General features: G+C 70.5%; 16 protein-coding genes and 1 pseudogene. 4 read left to right on the top strand and 13 right to left on the bottom strand.

Annotated elements, in window-relative coordinates; genetic code table 11:
* The first annotated feature begins 164 nt into the window (after window positions 1-164).
* A complete protein-coding gene (locus JWP54_RS02085; RefSeq protein WP_297366582.1) occupies window positions 165-1,355 on the top strand; it encodes an SAM-dependent methyltransferase in 1,191 nt (396 codons plus the stop codon).
* 16 nt (window positions 1,356-1,371) lie between these two features.
* On the opposite strand, the gene JWP54_RS02080 is transcribed toward JWP54_RS02085, so the two are convergent.
* The 10 genes from JWP54_RS02080 to glmS form a co-directional block, all read right to left on the bottom strand.
* Window positions 1,372-1,887, bottom strand: coding sequence for a hypothetical protein (locus JWP54_RS02080; RefSeq protein ID WP_297366580.1), 516 nt, complete (start codon window positions 1,885-1,887; stop codon window positions 1,372-1,374).
* An 85-nt stretch (window positions 1,888-1,972) separates the two neighbouring features.
* Window positions 1,973-2,566, bottom strand: a complete 594-nt coding sequence (locus JWP54_RS02075) for a hypothetical protein (RefSeq protein WP_297366578.1) — start codon at window positions 2,564-2,566, stop codon at window positions 1,973-1,975.
* A gap of 83 nt (window positions 2,567-2,649) precedes the next feature.
* Complete coding sequence (locus JWP54_RS02070; RefSeq protein WP_297366577.1) at window positions 2,650-3,072, bottom strand: DUF4190 domain-containing protein; 423 nt, start codon at window positions 3,070-3,072, stop codon at window positions 2,650-2,652.
* 168 nt (window positions 3,073-3,240) lie between these two features.
* Window positions 3,241-4,884 carry a tRNA (adenosine(37)-N6)-threonylcarbamoyltransferase complex transferase subunit TsaD gene (tsaD, locus tag JWP54_RS02065; RefSeq protein WP_297366574.1) on the bottom strand — a complete coding sequence of 548 codons (1,644 nt, stop codon included), beginning with the start codon at window positions 4,882-4,884 and terminating at the stop codon, window positions 3,241-3,243.
* Window positions 4,884-5,519, bottom strand: coding sequence for a tRNA (adenosine(37)-N6)-threonylcarbamoyltransferase complex dimerization subunit type 1 TsaB (tsaB, locus tag JWP54_RS02060; protein WP_297366572.1), 636 nt, complete (start codon window positions 5,517-5,519; stop codon window positions 4,884-4,886). The genes tsaD and tsaB overlap by 1 nt, the downstream gene beginning before the upstream one ends.
* 109 nt (window positions 5,520-5,628) lie before the next feature.
* The gene (locus JWP54_RS02055) at window positions 5,629-6,414 is read right to left on the bottom strand and encodes a sulfite exporter TauE/SafE family protein (protein WP_297366571.1); all 786 of its coding nucleotides are present in this window, start codon (window positions 6,412-6,414) and stop codon (window positions 5,629-5,631) included.
* Window positions 6,411-6,953 (bottom strand): tRNA (adenosine(37)-N6)-threonylcarbamoyltransferase complex ATPase subunit type 1 TsaE, encoded by a 543-nt coding sequence (tsaE, locus tag JWP54_RS02050; RefSeq protein ID WP_297366569.1) that lies wholly within the window; start codon window positions 6,951-6,953, stop codon window positions 6,411-6,413. The genes JWP54_RS02055 and tsaE overlap by 4 nt, the downstream gene beginning before the upstream one ends.
* A gap of 5 nt (window positions 6,954-6,958) precedes the next feature.
* Window positions 6,959-8,116, bottom strand: a complete 1,158-nt coding sequence (alr, locus tag JWP54_RS02045) for an alanine racemase (RefSeq protein WP_297366567.1) — start codon at window positions 8,114-8,116, stop codon at window positions 6,959-6,961.
* Window positions 8,113-8,469: a holo-ACP synthase gene (locus tag JWP54_RS02040; protein WP_297366565.1), complete on the bottom strand. Its 357-nt coding sequence runs from the start codon at window positions 8,467-8,469 to the stop codon at window positions 8,113-8,115. The genes alr and JWP54_RS02040 overlap by 4 nt, the downstream gene beginning before the upstream one ends.
* 124 nt (window positions 8,470-8,593) lie before the next feature.
* Complete coding sequence (gene glmS / locus JWP54_RS02035) at window positions 8,594-10,444, bottom strand: glutamine--fructose-6-phosphate transaminase (isomerizing) (RefSeq protein ID WP_297366563.1); 1,851 nt, start codon at window positions 10,442-10,444, stop codon at window positions 8,594-8,596.
* Window positions 10,445-10,477: 33 nt separating this feature from the next.
* On the opposite strand from glmS, the gene coaA reads away from it, so the two are divergent.
* From coaA to JWP54_RS02020, 3 genes are all read left to right on the top strand, one after another.
* A complete protein-coding gene (coaA, locus tag JWP54_RS02030; protein WP_297366561.1) occupies window positions 10,478-11,434 on the top strand; it encodes a type I pantothenate kinase in 957 nt (318 codons plus the stop codon).
* Between the two features lie 126 nt (window positions 11,435-11,560).
* On the top strand, window positions 11,561-12,118 hold the full coding sequence (locus JWP54_RS02025) for a GNAT family N-acetyltransferase (RefSeq protein WP_297366559.1): 558 nt from the start codon (window positions 11,561-11,563) through the stop codon (window positions 12,116-12,118).
* Between the two features lie 121 nt (window positions 12,119-12,239).
* Entirely contained in the window at window positions 12,240-13,136 is an 897-nt protein-coding gene (locus JWP54_RS02020) for a glucose 1-dehydrogenase (protein WP_297366557.1), read from the top strand.
* Window positions 13,137-13,249: 113 nt separating this feature from the next.
* Here JWP54_RS02020 and glmM read toward each other — a convergent pair whose 3' ends face one another.
* The 3 genes and pseudogenes from glmM to JWP54_RS02005 form a co-directional block, all read right to left on the bottom strand.
* A complete protein-coding gene (gene glmM / locus JWP54_RS02015; protein WP_297366555.1) occupies window positions 13,250-14,623 on the bottom strand; it encodes a phosphoglucosamine mutase in 1,374 nt (457 codons plus the stop codon).
* A gap of 24 nt (window positions 14,624-14,647) precedes the next feature.
* Window positions 14,648-15,133: a 30S ribosomal protein S9 gene (rpsI, locus tag JWP54_RS02010; protein WP_110128289.1), complete on the bottom strand. Its 486-nt coding sequence runs from the start codon at window positions 15,131-15,133 to the stop codon at window positions 14,648-14,650.
* 51 nt (window positions 15,134-15,184) lie between these two features.
* Window positions 15,185-15,301, bottom strand: a pseudogene (locus tag JWP54_RS02005) (50S ribosomal protein L13); the annotation flags it as partial.

Below are 15,301 nucleotides of genomic sequence, written 5' to 3'. Positions count from 1 at the left end.
CGGCTTGATGGAGACCGACACGGTTGACCTCTTTCTTAGCTAAGACGTAGTTAGCAGACTCACAGCGAGAGTGCTAAGTCGAGTTTAGGGCGCAACTGGCACTCACGCAACGTGAGTGCCAGAGTGCTCGGGCGCGGCCGGGTTTCGGTTGATAGGTTTGCGGGATGGATCGCGCCGAGCTCGTTGAGCTGCTCTCACCCGAAGGCCTGCGCCTGCTGGACTCCCTGCCCGCCTACGAGGCCGGCGCCGATGTGGTTCGCACGGTGAGCGACCTGCGCCGCGCCGGGCACTCCCCCGCCCTGGTCAACGCCGTGCTGTACCAGTCCCGGCTGCGGGCGAAGGCAGCGGGCAAGTTCGGTGATTTCGCCAGCCGCATGCTGTTCACCGAGGCGGGCCTCGAGCAGGCCACCCGGCTGCGGGTGGCCGCGCTGCACGCGGGCCGGTTCGTCGACGCCGGGCTCACCCGGGTCGCCGACGTGGGCTGCGGAATCGGCGGGGACGCCATGGCGATGGCCGCCATGGACCTCGTGGTGACCGCAATCGACATTGACGAGGTCACCGCCACCGTGGCGAGCTTCAACCTGGCCCCGTTCCCGACCTCCTCGGTGCGCTGCGCCGACGCCGCCAGCGTCGACCCGGCCGAGTTCAACGCCCTGTGGTTCGACCCCGCCCGCCGCACCGCCGGTCACGGCCACACCAGCCGGCTGACCCGGTCGGAGGACTACTCGCCCAACCTCGACGACATCTTCGCCCTGGCGGAACGGATGCCGGTGGGCGTCAAGCTCGGCCCCGGCCACGACCGCGACCAGATCCCGGCCGCCGCCGAGGCGCAGTGGGTGTCGGTGGACGGCAAACTCGTGGAGATGGGGCTGTGGTTCGGCGCGCTGGCGCGTCCCGGCATCCGTCGGTCGGCGTTGCTGCTGGGCAGGGAGGGCGTGGTCGCCGAGCTGACCGCTCCCGGCGACAGCGAGGACGTCGGCGTGGGCGAGCTCGGCGCGTACCTCTACGAACCGGACGGCGCGATCATCCGGGCCCGCCTGATCGGCGACCTGGCCCGGTCGATGGACGCGCAGATGCTCAGCGAGGGCCTGGCCTACCTCACCGCCGCCACCCACACCGACACTCCGTTCGCGACGGCGTTCCGGGTGCTGGAGGTACTGCCCACCGACGAAAAGAAACTGCGCCTTGCCCTGGCCGAACGCCGCATCGGCACCCTCGAGATCAAGAAACGCGGCGTGGACGTGGACCCGGCGACCCTGCGCACCCGATTGAAGCTCAAGGGCCCGGCGTCGGGCACCCTGGTGCTCACCCGGGCGGCCGGGCACAAGGTGGCCCTGCTGGTGGAACGGGTCTGATGCGGCCGGTCGCGTCTCAGCGGTAGTAGGCGGGCAGCATCTGCGTGATGACGACGAACCACAGGGCGGCCATCAGTATGCCGATGATGCCGCTGACCAGGCCGATGATCCACAGGCTGCCGGCCCGGGTCTCGACGAACCGGGCCACCAGGGCGAACACCACCGCGGCGACACTGAGCGGCACGCCCCAGATCACGAAGATGCCGGCCAGCACCCCGAGCACACCGCAGACCGCGGCGGCGATGCTGAGGCCGCGCCGGGCCGGGTAGGTCTGGATCTCGGCCGTGGTGTACACGTACGGCACCCACTCCGTCGGGGCGGTGACGGTGGACTCGTAGGCCAGCTCGCCGGCCGCGGGCGGCCGGGTGAGCGCGGCGGGCAGCCGCGGCGCGGTGGCAGCACCGTGTGTGCCGGCGGCCCGTTCTGCCGCGGCGGCGCGGGCCCTCGCCTCTGCGCGGGTCTGGGCCGGCCGCTCGTCGTCGGGCTCCGGCGGTCGCTGCCCGGCGTGGGTGTCCGGCTGCCCGGTGCTCATGCGCTGCCGCCTTCAGCGGGCACGCGGCGGTGCCGGCCGCCCAGCGTGGCGTTCGGACGGGACATGGGCACTCTTTCGGGGCTGATCAGTAATCGAAGTTGTAGTTGTAGCCGTTCATCGGCGCGTTCGCGAACAACAGCGCCCACAGCAGGATACTCAACAGGGCCAGCGCAATGGCCACGAATCCGGTGATGATGCCGGTGAGCCAGAATCCGCGGCCGTTGGGCTCTCGGCCGCGGGCGATGAAGCCCAGCACCACCGCGGCGACCGGCAGGATCAGGGCGAGGATGCCTCCGACAATCGGAAAGAATCCCACCGGCGTGCCGAGCAGGCCGATGACGCCGGCGACCATCGAGAGGATGCTGAGCACCGACTGCTTGGTACCGGCATAGGGCACCGCCCCGCCCGGTGCCGGGCTGCCGTACCGCGGTGGCGGCGGGCCGTAGCCGGCGGCCGGGCCGGAGCCGGGCTGCTGATAGGCCGGGCCGGGCGGGGGGACCGGGCCACCGGGCGGCGGACCGGCCGATGGCCCGCTGCCGCCGGGCGGTGGCTGGCCGGCCGCGTTCGACTGCGGGAAATCCGGCACCTTCGGCACGTCGGGGACCTGGGGCACGTCCGGCACCTGGGGCACCTCCGGTACGTGCGGAACGGCGGGATCTGGGGTGTTCGGATCAGTCATGATGTTCCATTCCCTTTCTGTCAACGCCTGCGTTCACCGGCCGTTCGAGGCCCGCCCGGTCACCGGGCGGGCTCCCCAGCCGACTAGTAGGTCTGCAGCGAACCGGAGTTGATGGCCGCGACCCACGCGAGGATGAAGATGATGAAGACGATGATGCCGATGACGATGCCGGCGTAACCGAGCACGAGTCCGGCGATCGCCAGGCCACGGCCCCGCTCGCCGGTCTTCTTGATCTGGCTGAGGGCGATGTGACCGCAGATGATCGCGGCCAGGGAGACGAAGAAGGCGCTGACCAGGGAGATGATGGCCAGCACGTTGTACTTGTCTTCGCCGGCCGGCGACGCGTAGCCCTGGGACGTGTACGGAGCCGGGGCACCGGGAGCGTCGCCGTAGGCGGGCGCATCCGGTGAGCTGCTGTACGCGGGTGCGGCCGGCGGGGCATAGGCGGGCGGCGGCGGCTGGTTGGCGGACGGCGGGGTAACCGGGGGCTGGTTCGGGTCGGTCATGTCGGAGACTCCTTTGAATTCGTGCAGCGTCAGGGTCAGTGCTCGACGTTGGGTCCGGCGGTGCCATAGTGTCACCCACGTCGCGGGGGTGTCAACGTGTTGCCACAGCCTCATCCCCCGCGCCCAGAGTATCGCGTCCCCGGAAAAAACGCTGGGTGAGACCGGCTTTCAGCTCTGAATGAGGGACACCGGCAGGGTGGAGTCGGCACCGAAGTCGAGGGTGGAGGGCTCGTGCCCGGCCATGATCAGCTGGGCGCCGAGCGCGGCGATCATCGCACCGTTGTCGGTGCAGAGCGACAGCGGCGGGATGCGGAGCGCGATGCCGGCCGCATCAGTGCGTTCCCGGGCCACCTGGCGCAGGCGCTGGTTGGCGATCACTCCGCCGCCCAGCAGCAGCCGGGGCACGCCCAGGTCGGTGCACGCCGCGACGGCCTTCGTGAGCAGCACGTCCACGACGGCCTCGCGGAAGCTCGCGGCGACGTCGTCGATCGGCACGGTCTCGCCGGCGTCCTGCTTCTGCTCGACCCAGCGGGCCACGGAGGTCTTGAGCCCGGAGAAGGAGAAGTCGTAGCGGTGCTTGGCGACGTCCTTCTGGTGGCTCAGGCCGCGCGGGAACCGGATGGCGGTGGGGCTGCCGGTGGCCGCGACCCGGTCGATCTGCGGGCCGCCGGGGTAGGGCAGCCCGAGCACCCGGGCCACCTTGTCGAATGCCTCGCCGGCGGCGTCGTCGATGGTCTCGCCGAGCAGTTCGACGTCGGAGACGAGGTCGCGCACCAGCAGCAGCGAGGTGTGCCCGCCGGAGACCAACAGCGCGATGGTGGGGTATTCCAGCGGCGCATCCTCGAGCGCGTCCTCGCCGCGGAGCAGGTCGGCGCCGACGTGGCCGACGAGGTGGTTGACGGCGTAGATGGGCACATCCAGGGCCACGCTCAGCGACTTCGCGGCGCCGACGCCGACCATCAGCGCGCCGGCCAGGCCGGGACCGTTGGTGACGGCGATCGCGTCGATCTCGTCGAGCCGGATGCCGGCCTCGGCGACGGCGGCGTGGATCGCCGGCACCATCTCCTCGAGGTGCGCGCGGGCGGCGACCTCGGGCACGACCCCGCCGTAACGGGCGTGTTCGTCCATCGAGGAGGCGATGGTGTTGGAGAGCAGGGTGGTGCCGCGAACGATGCCGATGCCGGTCTCGTCGCAGGAGGTCTCGATGCCGTGCACCTGCGGGTCGGTGCGGTTCAGTTCGCGAGCCGGTGCGGCGACGGCCGGTTCGGCCTGGACCGGGGCGGCCGGGGTGGGAGCTGCCGGTTCGACGAGCACCGGGGCGGCGGCGGCGGTGAACGCCATGTCGGCGGGCGGAATGGGCAGGCGCATCACGATCGCATCCACGTTGTCTGGTTGGTAGTAGCCGCGGCGCACGCCGAGGTCCTCGAAGCCGAGCGAGCGGTAGAGGTGCTGGGCGAGCGGGTTGTCGGCGCGCACCTCCAGAAAAGTCTCGCGGGCGCCGCGCTTGCGGGCCTCGGTGATCAGGCTGAGCATGAGCACGCGGCCCAGCCCGCCGCCGCGGGCTTCCTCGGCGACGGCGATGGTCTGGATGTCGCTCTCCGGCGACCGGGGTGCCGCCTGCAGGCCGGCGTAGGCGACGATGTGCTCCGGCTGGTCAGGCGCGAAGGCCACCAGGTAGTAGCAGCCGGGGTCGGCGACGTCCCTGGCCATCATCTCGGTCGACCAGGCGTCGTTTTCGAAGATGGCGGTCTCCAGGGCCATGATCGCGTCGACATCCGCGGCGGTGGCGCGACGCAGCTGCCACGTGGTCATCAGCTCACCCGCTTGGGGCCGGTTGTGGACACCGTCACGTCGGGTGAGCGCAGGTACAGGGCGTCGTCGGCGGCCGGCGGATGACCGGCGGCGAAGCCGAGTTCGGCGACCATGCCGAGGTCGCCGGCGGAGACCGTGGCGGCGTCGAGGCGGGGCAGGCCGGCGTGCACGAAGCCGTCGTCCAGCAGGTCGGCCGGTTTGGCCAGGGCCGGGGCGCCGATGCGCACCGGCAGGCTGGCGGCATCCGCCCCGCTGTACGCGGACCAGTACACCTCGCGGCGGCGGGCGTCGGTGACCACGAGCAGCGCTCCGGTGTGCCCGGTGCGGTAGTGGCCGAAGGCGATGGCGTCGTGGCTGACCACCGGAACGAGCGGGCGGGCGATGCCGAGAGCGAAGACCCGGGCGGCGGCGATGCCCACGCGGAGGCCCGTGAACGGGCCGGGGCCCATGCCGCCGACCACGCCGGACAACGCCGAGGCCGGCACGGCGGCTTCGGTGAGGCACTCCCGGATCAGGCGGCCGACCACCTCGGCGTGCCGCATGGTGTCGGCGACACCGCGTTCGGCGAGCACGCCCTGGATCAGGTCGACGACGGCGACACTGGTGCCGGCGGAGGTATCGATGGCGAGGAGCACCCATCCAGCCTAGGCGGCCCCGGCCGCGTCGCCGCCCAACTGTTGCCGGTGCGGACAATTGCGTCCGGCACACCGGGACCATTTGTCCGCATGGGCAACAGTTGGCGGGTCAGGGGCGGAGGGCGCGGAGGGTCGCGATGCTGAGCTGGGCGGCGGCCACCAGGAGGAGCAAGGCGAACAGGACGCTCGAGAGCCGCGGTGGGATCAGCACGGCGAGGGCCACCCCGGGCATCGCCGCGACCGTGGCGGCCACGCCCACCACGATTCCGGCCCGCAGGTCGACCTGCCGGGCGCGCAGGTTGGCGATGGTGCCAACGATGCTCGTGGGCACCAGCACCAGCAGGGAGGTGCCCTTGGCGGTGAGGTCGCTCACGCCGATCACCGCCACGAGGGCGGGCACCGCGATCACTCCCCCGCCGATGCCGAACAGGCCGGACGCGATACCCATCACCAGGCCGAGGGCCAGGTAGCCGAGCACCACGATCCAGGTCAGCTCGAGGGCGCCGCCGCGCTCCGGTTCGACCATGACCATCCGTGCGGCCACCACAAGCAGCAGCAGGATGAACAGCCAGCGCAGCCAGACCAACGGAATGCGCCGCAGCAGGTTGCTGCCGATCACCGTTCCAGCCACCGCGCCGGCGGCGATGATCGCCCCGGCGACGAGGTCGATGTGCCCGGCGGCCAGGTAGCTGAGCGAGCCCACGATGGAGGTGGGCACGATCGCGGCGAGGGAGGTGGTGGCGGCCTGGCGCTGGTCCATGCGCACCAGGGTGAGCAGCAGTGGCACCATCACGATGCCGCCGCCGACACCGAAGAGGCCGGAGAGCACCCCACCGATGAGTCCGGTGACGACGAGGGCGCTCCAGTACCGGGCGGGGCGGACGGCGGCGCTCACGCGGGCAGGCCAGGGTCGGCATCGCCCAGAGCGGCCTGCCAGCGTGGCCCGTACCCGGTCACCGTGACGATGCGCGGTTCGGGCAGGTCGTACGCAGCGGCGTCATCCCCGTCGGTGTCGGCCAGGCCGGCGGCGGCGCCGGGTTCGGCCTCTGACGCCCCGAGGGGCCGCTCGATCTCCACGTCGAGCCAGGATTCGGTGATGCCCTCGAGCAGGCCGCGGCCCCATTCGACGACCACGATCGAGCGGGCGAAGTCGATGTCGAGGTCGTCCAGTTCCATGGCGCTGGCGAGCCGGTAGGCATCCACGTGCACCAGCGGCGGCCCGCCGACGGTGCTCGGATGCGTTCGGGCGAGCACGAAGGTGGGGCTGGTGACCGGGCCACGCACCTGCAGGGCCTCGCCGAGCCCGCGGGTGAAGGTGGTCTTGCCGGCGCCGAGCGGGCCGGTGAGCACCATCAGGTCGCCGGCGCGGAGCAGGCCGGCCAGTTCCCGGCCGAGCTCGTGCATGGCGCCGGGGTCCGGGACGGTCCGGTGCATCGGCGTCACGGTGCGGCGGTTCCGCCGTTGCCGCCGGGGCCGGCGGGCGCGGCGGCGGGCAGGTACCGCCGGGGCACCCGGGCACCCACCCGGGTGACGATGTCGTAGTTGATGGTTCCGGCTGCTGCGCCCCACTCGGCGGCGGTCGGGGCTCCCGTGGCCGCGTCGCCGAACAGCACCACCTCGTCGCCCACCGCGACCGGGGCGGTGCCCACGTCCACCAGGAACTGGTCCATCGCGATGCGGCCCACGACGGGGTAGGGCACCCCGTTGATGGCGACCCGGGCGTTGTCGGCCTGCCGGGGCACGCCGTCGGCATAACCGAGCGGCACGAGCGCCAGTGTGGTGTCAGCGGCCGCGCGCCACAGGTAGTCGTAGGAGACGCCGGCGCCGGCGGGCACGGTACGCACAGCGGCGACCCGGCCGCGCAGGGTCATCGCGGCGGTGAGGCCGAGCGCGGCGGAGTCCGCGTCGGCGAACGGGGACTGCCCGTAGATGCCGATGCCCAGCCGCACCATCGAGTACCGGGCGGCCGGCAGGCGCAGGGCGGCCGCGGTGGAGGCCAGGTGCGCGAGCTCCACCGTGAGCCCGGCAGCGGCGGCGGCGGCCAGGCCGCGCTCGAAGGATTCGACGGCGGCCTGGTCGTCAACCGGTGAGGTGTTCGCCAGGTGGCTGAACAGGCCGCGCACCCGCAGCCGGCCCACCCGTTCGAAGGCGGCGGCGAGCGCCAGGACCTCGGGCCAGTCGGCCTCGTCGACACCGTTGCGGTTCAGGCCGGTCTCGAGTTTCACCTGCACGTTCGCGGTCCGGCCGAGCCGGGTGGCGGCATCAGCGGCCTGGCGCACCTGCAACGCGGACGACAGGCCCAGGTCGACATCAGCGGCGATGGCGGCGGCGAAATCGGGGTCCGGGCCGTGCAGCCAGGCGAGCAGGGGCGCGTCGATGCCGGCGGCCCGCAGGGCGAGGGCCTCGTCGATGTCCGCGACGCCGAGCCAGTCGGCGCCGCCGGCGAGGGCGGCACGGGCCACCGGCACGGCACCGTGGCCGTAGCCGTTGGCTTTGACCACGGCCATGGTGTGCCGGGTGCCGATCAGCCGGCGCAGGTGCTCCACGTTGGCCTGCACCGCGCCGAGGTCGATGACGGCCTCACGGAAATCGGTCATGAGTCTCCCTCCATCACGACGAATGCGCAGGCCACCCCGGCGTCGTGGGTGAGGCTGAGGTGCACGCTCGTGACGCCGCGGGCAGCGACGGCCGCCTGAACGACGCCCGTCAGCGCGAAGGACGGGTTACCGTGCGAGTCCGACACCACTTCCATCTCCTGCCAACTGGCTCCCACGCTATCGCCGAGCGCCTTGATCAGGGCCTCCTTGGCCGCGAACCGGGCGGCCAGCGAGTGCGGCGGCAGGGTGCGCTCAGCGGGCGCGAAGAGCCGGGCCACCAGGCCCGGCGTGCGGGCTACTTGCCGGTCGAAGCGTGCCAGGTCGACGATGTCGACGCCGATCCCCTTGATCATCCTGTGCTCAATCCTTCGTTCTACCCGCAGCGGAATGCCCAGGTCCCGTGCCGCATCGCGAGGCGATGAGGCGGCGGGGCCCGGGCATCCGTACGGTCCTGTTCGACTGGCCTGCGCCGGCGGCCTATTCGACCGTGACGGACTTCGCCAGGTTGCGCGGCTGGTCGACGTCCAGGCCCTTGGCGGTGGCCAGGCCGATGGCGAACAGCTGCAGCGGCACCACGGCGAGCAGCGGCTCGAAGAGGGGCGCGGCGAGCGGGATGCGGAACACCGAGTCGGCGAACGGTAGCACCGCGGCGTCGCCCTGCTCGGCGATCGCGATGATGCGGGCGCCGCGGGCGCGAATCTCCTGGATGTTGGAGACCACCTTGGGGTGCAGGTGCGCGGAGCCGCGCGGGCTCGGCACGACCACGAACACGGGCTGGCCCGGCTCGATCAGCGCGATCGGGCCGTGCTTGAGCTCGCCGGCGGCGAATCCCTCCGCGTGGATGTACGCGAGTTCCTTGAGCTTGAGCGCACCCTCGAGCGCGATCGGGAAGCCAACATGGCGGCCGAGGAACAGCACCGCACGGGTGTCGGTCATCCAGGTGGCGAGCTGCTGCACGGCCTCGCCCTGCAGCAGAGTAGTGGCGATCTTGTCGGGGATGGCCTGCAGCTCGGCGACCTGCTCGGCCAGCTCCTCCGTCGTGAGGGTGTTGCGCACCCGGGCCAGATGCAACGCGAAGAGGTACAGCGCGGCGATCTGGGCGGTGAAGCCCTTGGTGGACGCGACGGCGACCTCCGGGCCGGCGTGGGTGTAGATTACGGCGTCGGATTCGCGCGGGATGGTGGCGCCCTGGGTGTTGCAGATCGAGATGGCCTTGGCGCCGGCCTCGCGGGCGTACTTCACGGCCATCAGCGTGTCCATGGTTTCGCCGGACTGGCTGATCGAGATCACCAGGGTGTGATCGGTGAGCACAGGGTCGCGGTAGCGGAACTCGTGGCTGAGTTCCACATCCACCGGCACCTTGGCCCACTTCTCGATGGCGTACTTGGCGGTCTGGCCGGCATACGCGGCGGTGCCGCAGGCCACGATCACGATGCGCTGGATGTTCGCGAGCTCGGCGTCGCCGAACGCCTCGAGTTCGGGCACCACGGCCTGGCCGTCACGGATGCGCCCGCGCAGGGTGTTGGTGACGGCGTCGGGCTGCTCGGAGATCTCCTTGGCCATGAAACTGGACCAGCCGCCCTTTTCGCTGGCGGAGGCATCCCAGGCGATGTCGAACTCTTCGACCTCCACAGGGGCGCCGGAGAAGTCGGTGACGGTGACGAGGTCGGGAGTGATGGTGACGATCTGGTCCTGGCCGATCGCGACGGCACGGCGGGTGTACTCCACGAACGCGGCGACGTCGGAGCCGAGGAAGTTCTCTCCGTCGCCGAGGCCGATCACCAGCGGTGAGTTGCGACGGGCGCCGACAACGATGCCGGGCTGGTCCTGGTGCACGGCGAGCAGCGTGAAGGCGCCGTCGAGTCGCGAGACCACGGAGCGGAACGCTTCGCCCAGGTCGCCCACCCGCTGGTACTCGCGGCCGAGCAGCACGGCCGCGACCTCGGTGTCGGTTTCGGAGAGGAAGGTGTACCCCTCGGCGAGGAGCTCTTCCTTGAGCGGCGAGAAGTTCTCGATGATGCCGTTGTGGATGAGGGCGAGCTTGCCGTCGTCACCGAGGTGCGGGTGCGCGTTGCCGTCGGTGGGGCCGCCGTGGGTGGCCCAGCGGGTGTGGCCGATGCCGGTGACCCCGTTGGGGATCGGGTTCGTCTCGAGCTCGGCGGCGAGCACCGCGAGCTTGCCGGCGCGCTTGGCCGTGTTGAGCTTGCCGTCGGCATCGATCACCGCGATTCCGGCCGAGTCATAGCCCCGGTATTCAAGTCGACGAAGACCTCCCATGAGGACTTCGACGCTTTTGTTGTCTCCGACATATCCCACGATTCCGCACATGGCCCTGATTTTAGTCGCACTATGCTTGGCAAGATGTCCGAGCCGGTGGTGAGCCCCAGTAATAACGGTCACAGCACCCCCTTCGTGGAGCTCGACCGTGCTGTGTGGGCCTCCCTCGCACCTTCCACGCGGTTGCCGTTGAAGGAGACCGAAGTCGTGCAGTTGCGCGGCCTCGGCGAGCCGCTCGACATCAACGAGGTGTCGGATGTCTACCTGCCGCTGAGCCGGCTGCTCAACCTGTACGCCGCCGGCGCCCGCCGTCTGCACCGCGACACCAGCGACTTCCTCGGCGAGCGTGCCCAGCGCACCCCGTTCGTGATCGGGGTGGCCGGGTCCGTGGCGGTGGGCAAGTCCACCATCGCCCGCCTGCTGCGGGAACTGCTGGCCCGTTGGGAAGACACCCCGCGGGTGGAGCTGGTCACCACCGACGGTTTCCTCTTTCCCAACGCGGAACTCGCCCGCCGCGGGTTGATGGAGCGCAAGGGTTTCCCGGAGTCCTACGACCGCCGCGCTCTGCTGCGTTTCGTCAGCGCTATCAAGAGCGGCGCCACCGAGGTGCGCGCCCCGTTCTACTCCCACCTGAACTACGACATCGTGCCGGATGCCGAGGTGATCGTGCGCCAGCCGGACATCCTCATCGTGGAGGGCCTGAACGTGCTGCAGCCGCCCGTGGCCAGCCACGGCCTCGCGGTGAGCGACCTGTTCGACTTCACCATCTACGTGGATGCCCGCACCGCCGACATCTCCCGCTGGTACGAGGAACGGTTCCTGCGGCTGCAGCGGGGCGCGTTCACGAACCCGAAGTCGTTCTTCCACCGGTTCGCTTCCCTGAGCGAGGACGAGGCCCGGGCGCGGGCCCGCACCATTTGGGGCACCATCAACGAGCCCAACCTGCTCCAGAACATCCGGCCCACCCGCTCGCGTGCCACCCTGGTGCTGCGCAAGGACTCCGATCACACCGTCGACAAGGTCCTGCTCCGCAAGGTCTGACCGGCCGGCGCCCGCAATTGTGCCCCGTGCGGACAAGTGGTCCCGGCACACCGGGTGCACTTGTCCGCACGGGCAACAGTTGTGCCGGCGGCAGGCGAATGCGGTGGGCGCGGCTACGGTGGAGCGATGGACTTCGAGTTGCAGAGCGACCGGCTGGTGCTGCGGCGGTGGCGCGACACCGACCGGGTGCCGTTCGCTCGGCTCACCGCGGATGCGGACGTGATGCGCTATTTTCCCGCTCCCCTCAGCCGCGCCGAGAGCGACGACCTCGCCGCCAGGGCGGATGCACTGTTCGACGTGCACGGGTACGGGCTGTGGGCGCTTGAGCGGCTGGACACCGGTGAGTTCATCGGCTTCACCGGACTCGCGCCGATGCCCGAGGGCATCCCCGGCTCCGGCGGGGTGGAGGTGGGCTGGCGGCTGGCGCCGGCAGCCTGGGGCCACGGCTTCGCGACCGAGGCCGCCGGGGCCGCCCTCACCTATGCGTTCACCGAGCTGAGACTGCCCGAGGTGAACTCGATCACCGCGGTGGTCAACATCCGGTCTCAGCGGGTGATGGAGCGCCTGGGCATGCGGCGCGCTGGCGAATTCGACCACCCGCGCATCGCCGCCGACTCGGACCTCCGTCGCCACGTGCGGTACCTGCTGGCCGCGCCGACGCCGGCGCCCGGAACACCGGGCTGACCGGCAAGACGTTCCTAAGAAATTGCTCAGGGAGCATTCAGACTGAGGCTCCTAGGCTGGTTCTTGCCCCGCCCGCAGGCTAGCTGCGGCAGCACGTTGACGAACGAAGAAAGGCTCCAGCATGACCTCTGACCAGTATTCCTTCGAAGACCCGGCCAAGAAGTACGCCGACATCGACCCCACCGCGCAGTCCCAGGAAGGCTCGGGGCTGGACGCGAAGCTGACCGAGACCGCCGACCGCGGCGAGAAGACCTACCGCGGCTCCGGCCGGCTGACCGGCCGGAAAGCCCTGGTCACCGGCGGGGACTCCGGCATCGGCGCCGCCGTCGCCATCGCCTTCGCCCGTGAGGGCGCGGATGTGGCCATCTCCTACCTGCCGGAGGAAGAGGAAGACGCGCAGAAAATCGTCGCCCTCATCGAAGAGGCCGGGCGCACCGCCGTCGCCCTGCCCGGCGACCTCACGGACTCCGCGGTCTGCCGCCAGGTCATCGCCACCGCCGTCGACGGGTTGGGCGGGCTGGACATCCTGGTCAACAACGCCGGCAAGCAGCAGCACGTCGAAGACCTGCTCGACCTGACGGACGAACAGTTCGACGAGACCTTCAAGACCAACGTGTACGCGATGTTCTGGCTCACCAAGGCGGCCCTGCCGCACCTCGCGCCGGGGTCGAGCATCATCAACACCACGTCGATCCAGGCCTATTCACCGTCGGAGAACCTGGTCGACTACGCCTCGACGAAGGCCACCATCAACGCGTTCACCAAGGCCCTGGGCCAGCAGCTCGCGCCGAAGGGCATCCGGGTGAACGCGGTAGCACCCGGCCCGATCTGGACGCCGTTGCAGACCGCCGGTGGCCAGCCCACCGAGGAGCTGCCGGAGTTCGGCGAGCAGACGCCGCTTGGCCGCCCCGGCCAGCCGGCGGAACTGGCCCCCGCCTACGTCTTCCTGGCCTCGGGTGAGTCCAGCTACGTCATCGGCGAGACGCTCAACGTCAACGGCGGCATGCCCACACCGTAGGCCGCCCCTGCGCGCCGGCACAACTGTTGCCGAAGCGGACAATTGCATCCGGTGCGCCGGGCGCAATTGTCCGCACGGGCAACAGTTGCCGACGCGGCGAGCCCGGCCGCGGGCTAGGTGACCGGTAGGGCCAGGCGGGACTGCACGACCTCGGCCAGGGAATGCGCCAGGCGGTCGGCGGTGGGCTGGTCGGCGGCTTCCACCATCACCCGCACCATCGGTTCGGTACCGGAGGGGCGCAGCAGCACCCGACCGGTGTCACCGAGTTCGGTCTCGGCGTCCCGGACGGCCTGGGCGATGACCTCGTCGCCGGCGAGGGCGTGATGGTCGACGCCGCGCACGTTCACGAGGATCTGCGGGAACACGGTCATGACGCTGGCCAGTTCGGCGAGGGTCTTGCCGGTGCGGGCCATCTCGGCCACGAGGTGCAGACCGGTGAGGATGCCGTCGCCGGTGGTGGCGAACTTCGTCATGATGACGTGTCCGCTCTGTTCGCCGCCGAGGGAGAGCCCGTGCGCGTCGAGTTCCTCGAGCACGTAACGGTCGCCCACCTTGGATTCGATCATCGAGATGCCGTTGGCGGCCATCGCCTTCTTCAGGCCGAGGTTGCTCATCACCGTGGCGACCAGGGTGCGGTTCTTCAGCACGCCGCGGTCGGCCATCGACACGGCCAGGATCGCCATGATCTGGTCGCCGTCGACGATGTTGCCGTCGCGGTCCACAGCCAGGCAGCGGTCGGCGTCGCCGTCGTGCGCGATGCCCACGTCCGCGCCGTGCTCGAGCACCGCACGGGCGAGGTTGTCGAGGTGGGTCGAGCCCACGCCGTCGTTGATGTTGAGGCCGTTGGGGTCGGCGCCGATCACGGTGACCCGGGCGCCGGCATCCGTGAACACCTGCGGGGACACGCCGGCGGCCGCGCCGTGGGCGCAGTCGAGGACGACGTGGATGCCGTCGAGGCGGTGCGGCAGGGTGCCGAGCAGGTGCACGACGTATCGGTCTTCGGCGTCGGCGAACCGGCGGATGCGGCCGACGTCGCCGCCGATCGGGGTGAGGAGCTTCTCGCCGGCGAGGACGGCTTCGATGCGGTCCTCGACCTCATCGGGAAGCTTGGTGCCGCCGAAGGCGAAGAACTTGATGCCGTTGTCGGGGGCGGGGTTGTGCGAGGCGGAGATCATCACGCCGAAGTCTGCGCCGATGTCGGCGATGAGGAACGCGGCGGCGGGCGTCGGGATGACGCCGGCGTCCAGCACGTCTACGCCGGAGCTGGCCAGGCCTGCTGCAACGGCGGAGGTGATGAATTCACCGGAAATGCGGGGGTCGCGGGCAACCACGGCAACGGGGCGGCGGCCCTGTGCGGCGCGCTCAGCGGCCCGGCGGCCGGAGGTGAGCACCACCGCGCTCGCCTGGGCGAGGCCCAGGGCCAGGCCAGCCGTGAGATCACGGTTAGCCAGGCCCCGGACGCCGTCCGTGCCGAATAGTCGAGCCATATGAGTGTGAACTCGACTAACGGGTTAGCGCTTCGAGAACTGCGGCGCCTTACGGGCCTTCTTGAGTCCGGCCTTCTTGCGCTCCTTGACGCGAGCGTCACGGTTGAGGAAGCCGGCCTTCTTCAGGATGGCGCGGTTGTTCTCTTCGTCGACCTGGTTCAGCGAGCGGGCGATGCCGAGGCGCAGTGCGCCGGCCTGGCCGGACGGGCCACCACCGGTGATGCGGGCGATGACGTCGTAGCTGCCGAGAAGGTCGAGGACCTTGAACGGGTCGTTGATCAGCTGCTGGTGCAGCTTGTTCGGGAAGTAGTCGGTGAGCTCGCGCCCGTTGACCGTGATGGTGCCGGAGCCGGGGACGATGCGCACGCGGGCGATGGCCTGCTTGCGACGACCGACGGCTGCGCCGGGAACGTTCAGTACGGCGCGGGGCGCCTTGGTTGCAGCTTCAGCGGGAGTCTCGGTGGAGTAGCTCTCGGGGGCTGCGTCAATCTGGTCTGCGATCTTCGCCACGATGGTGTGAATCCTTTTTTTTCTTAGATATCGAGAAGTCGGGGGCCGACGCTACTGAGCGACCTGGCTGAGGGTGTACGGCTTGGGCTGCTGCGCAGCGTGCGGGTGCTCGGGGCCTGCGTAGACCTTGAGCTTCAGCAGCTGTGCACGGCCGAGCGAGTTCTTCGG

This window comes from Cryobacterium sp. (assembly GCF_025463825.1).
In the GTDB taxonomy this organism is placed as follows: domain Bacteria; phylum Actinomycetota; class Actinomycetes; order Actinomycetales; family Microbacteriaceae; genus Cryobacterium.
Note: the sequence above shows the minus strand (reverse complement) of the source record. Positions and strands in the feature narration are given on the sequence as shown.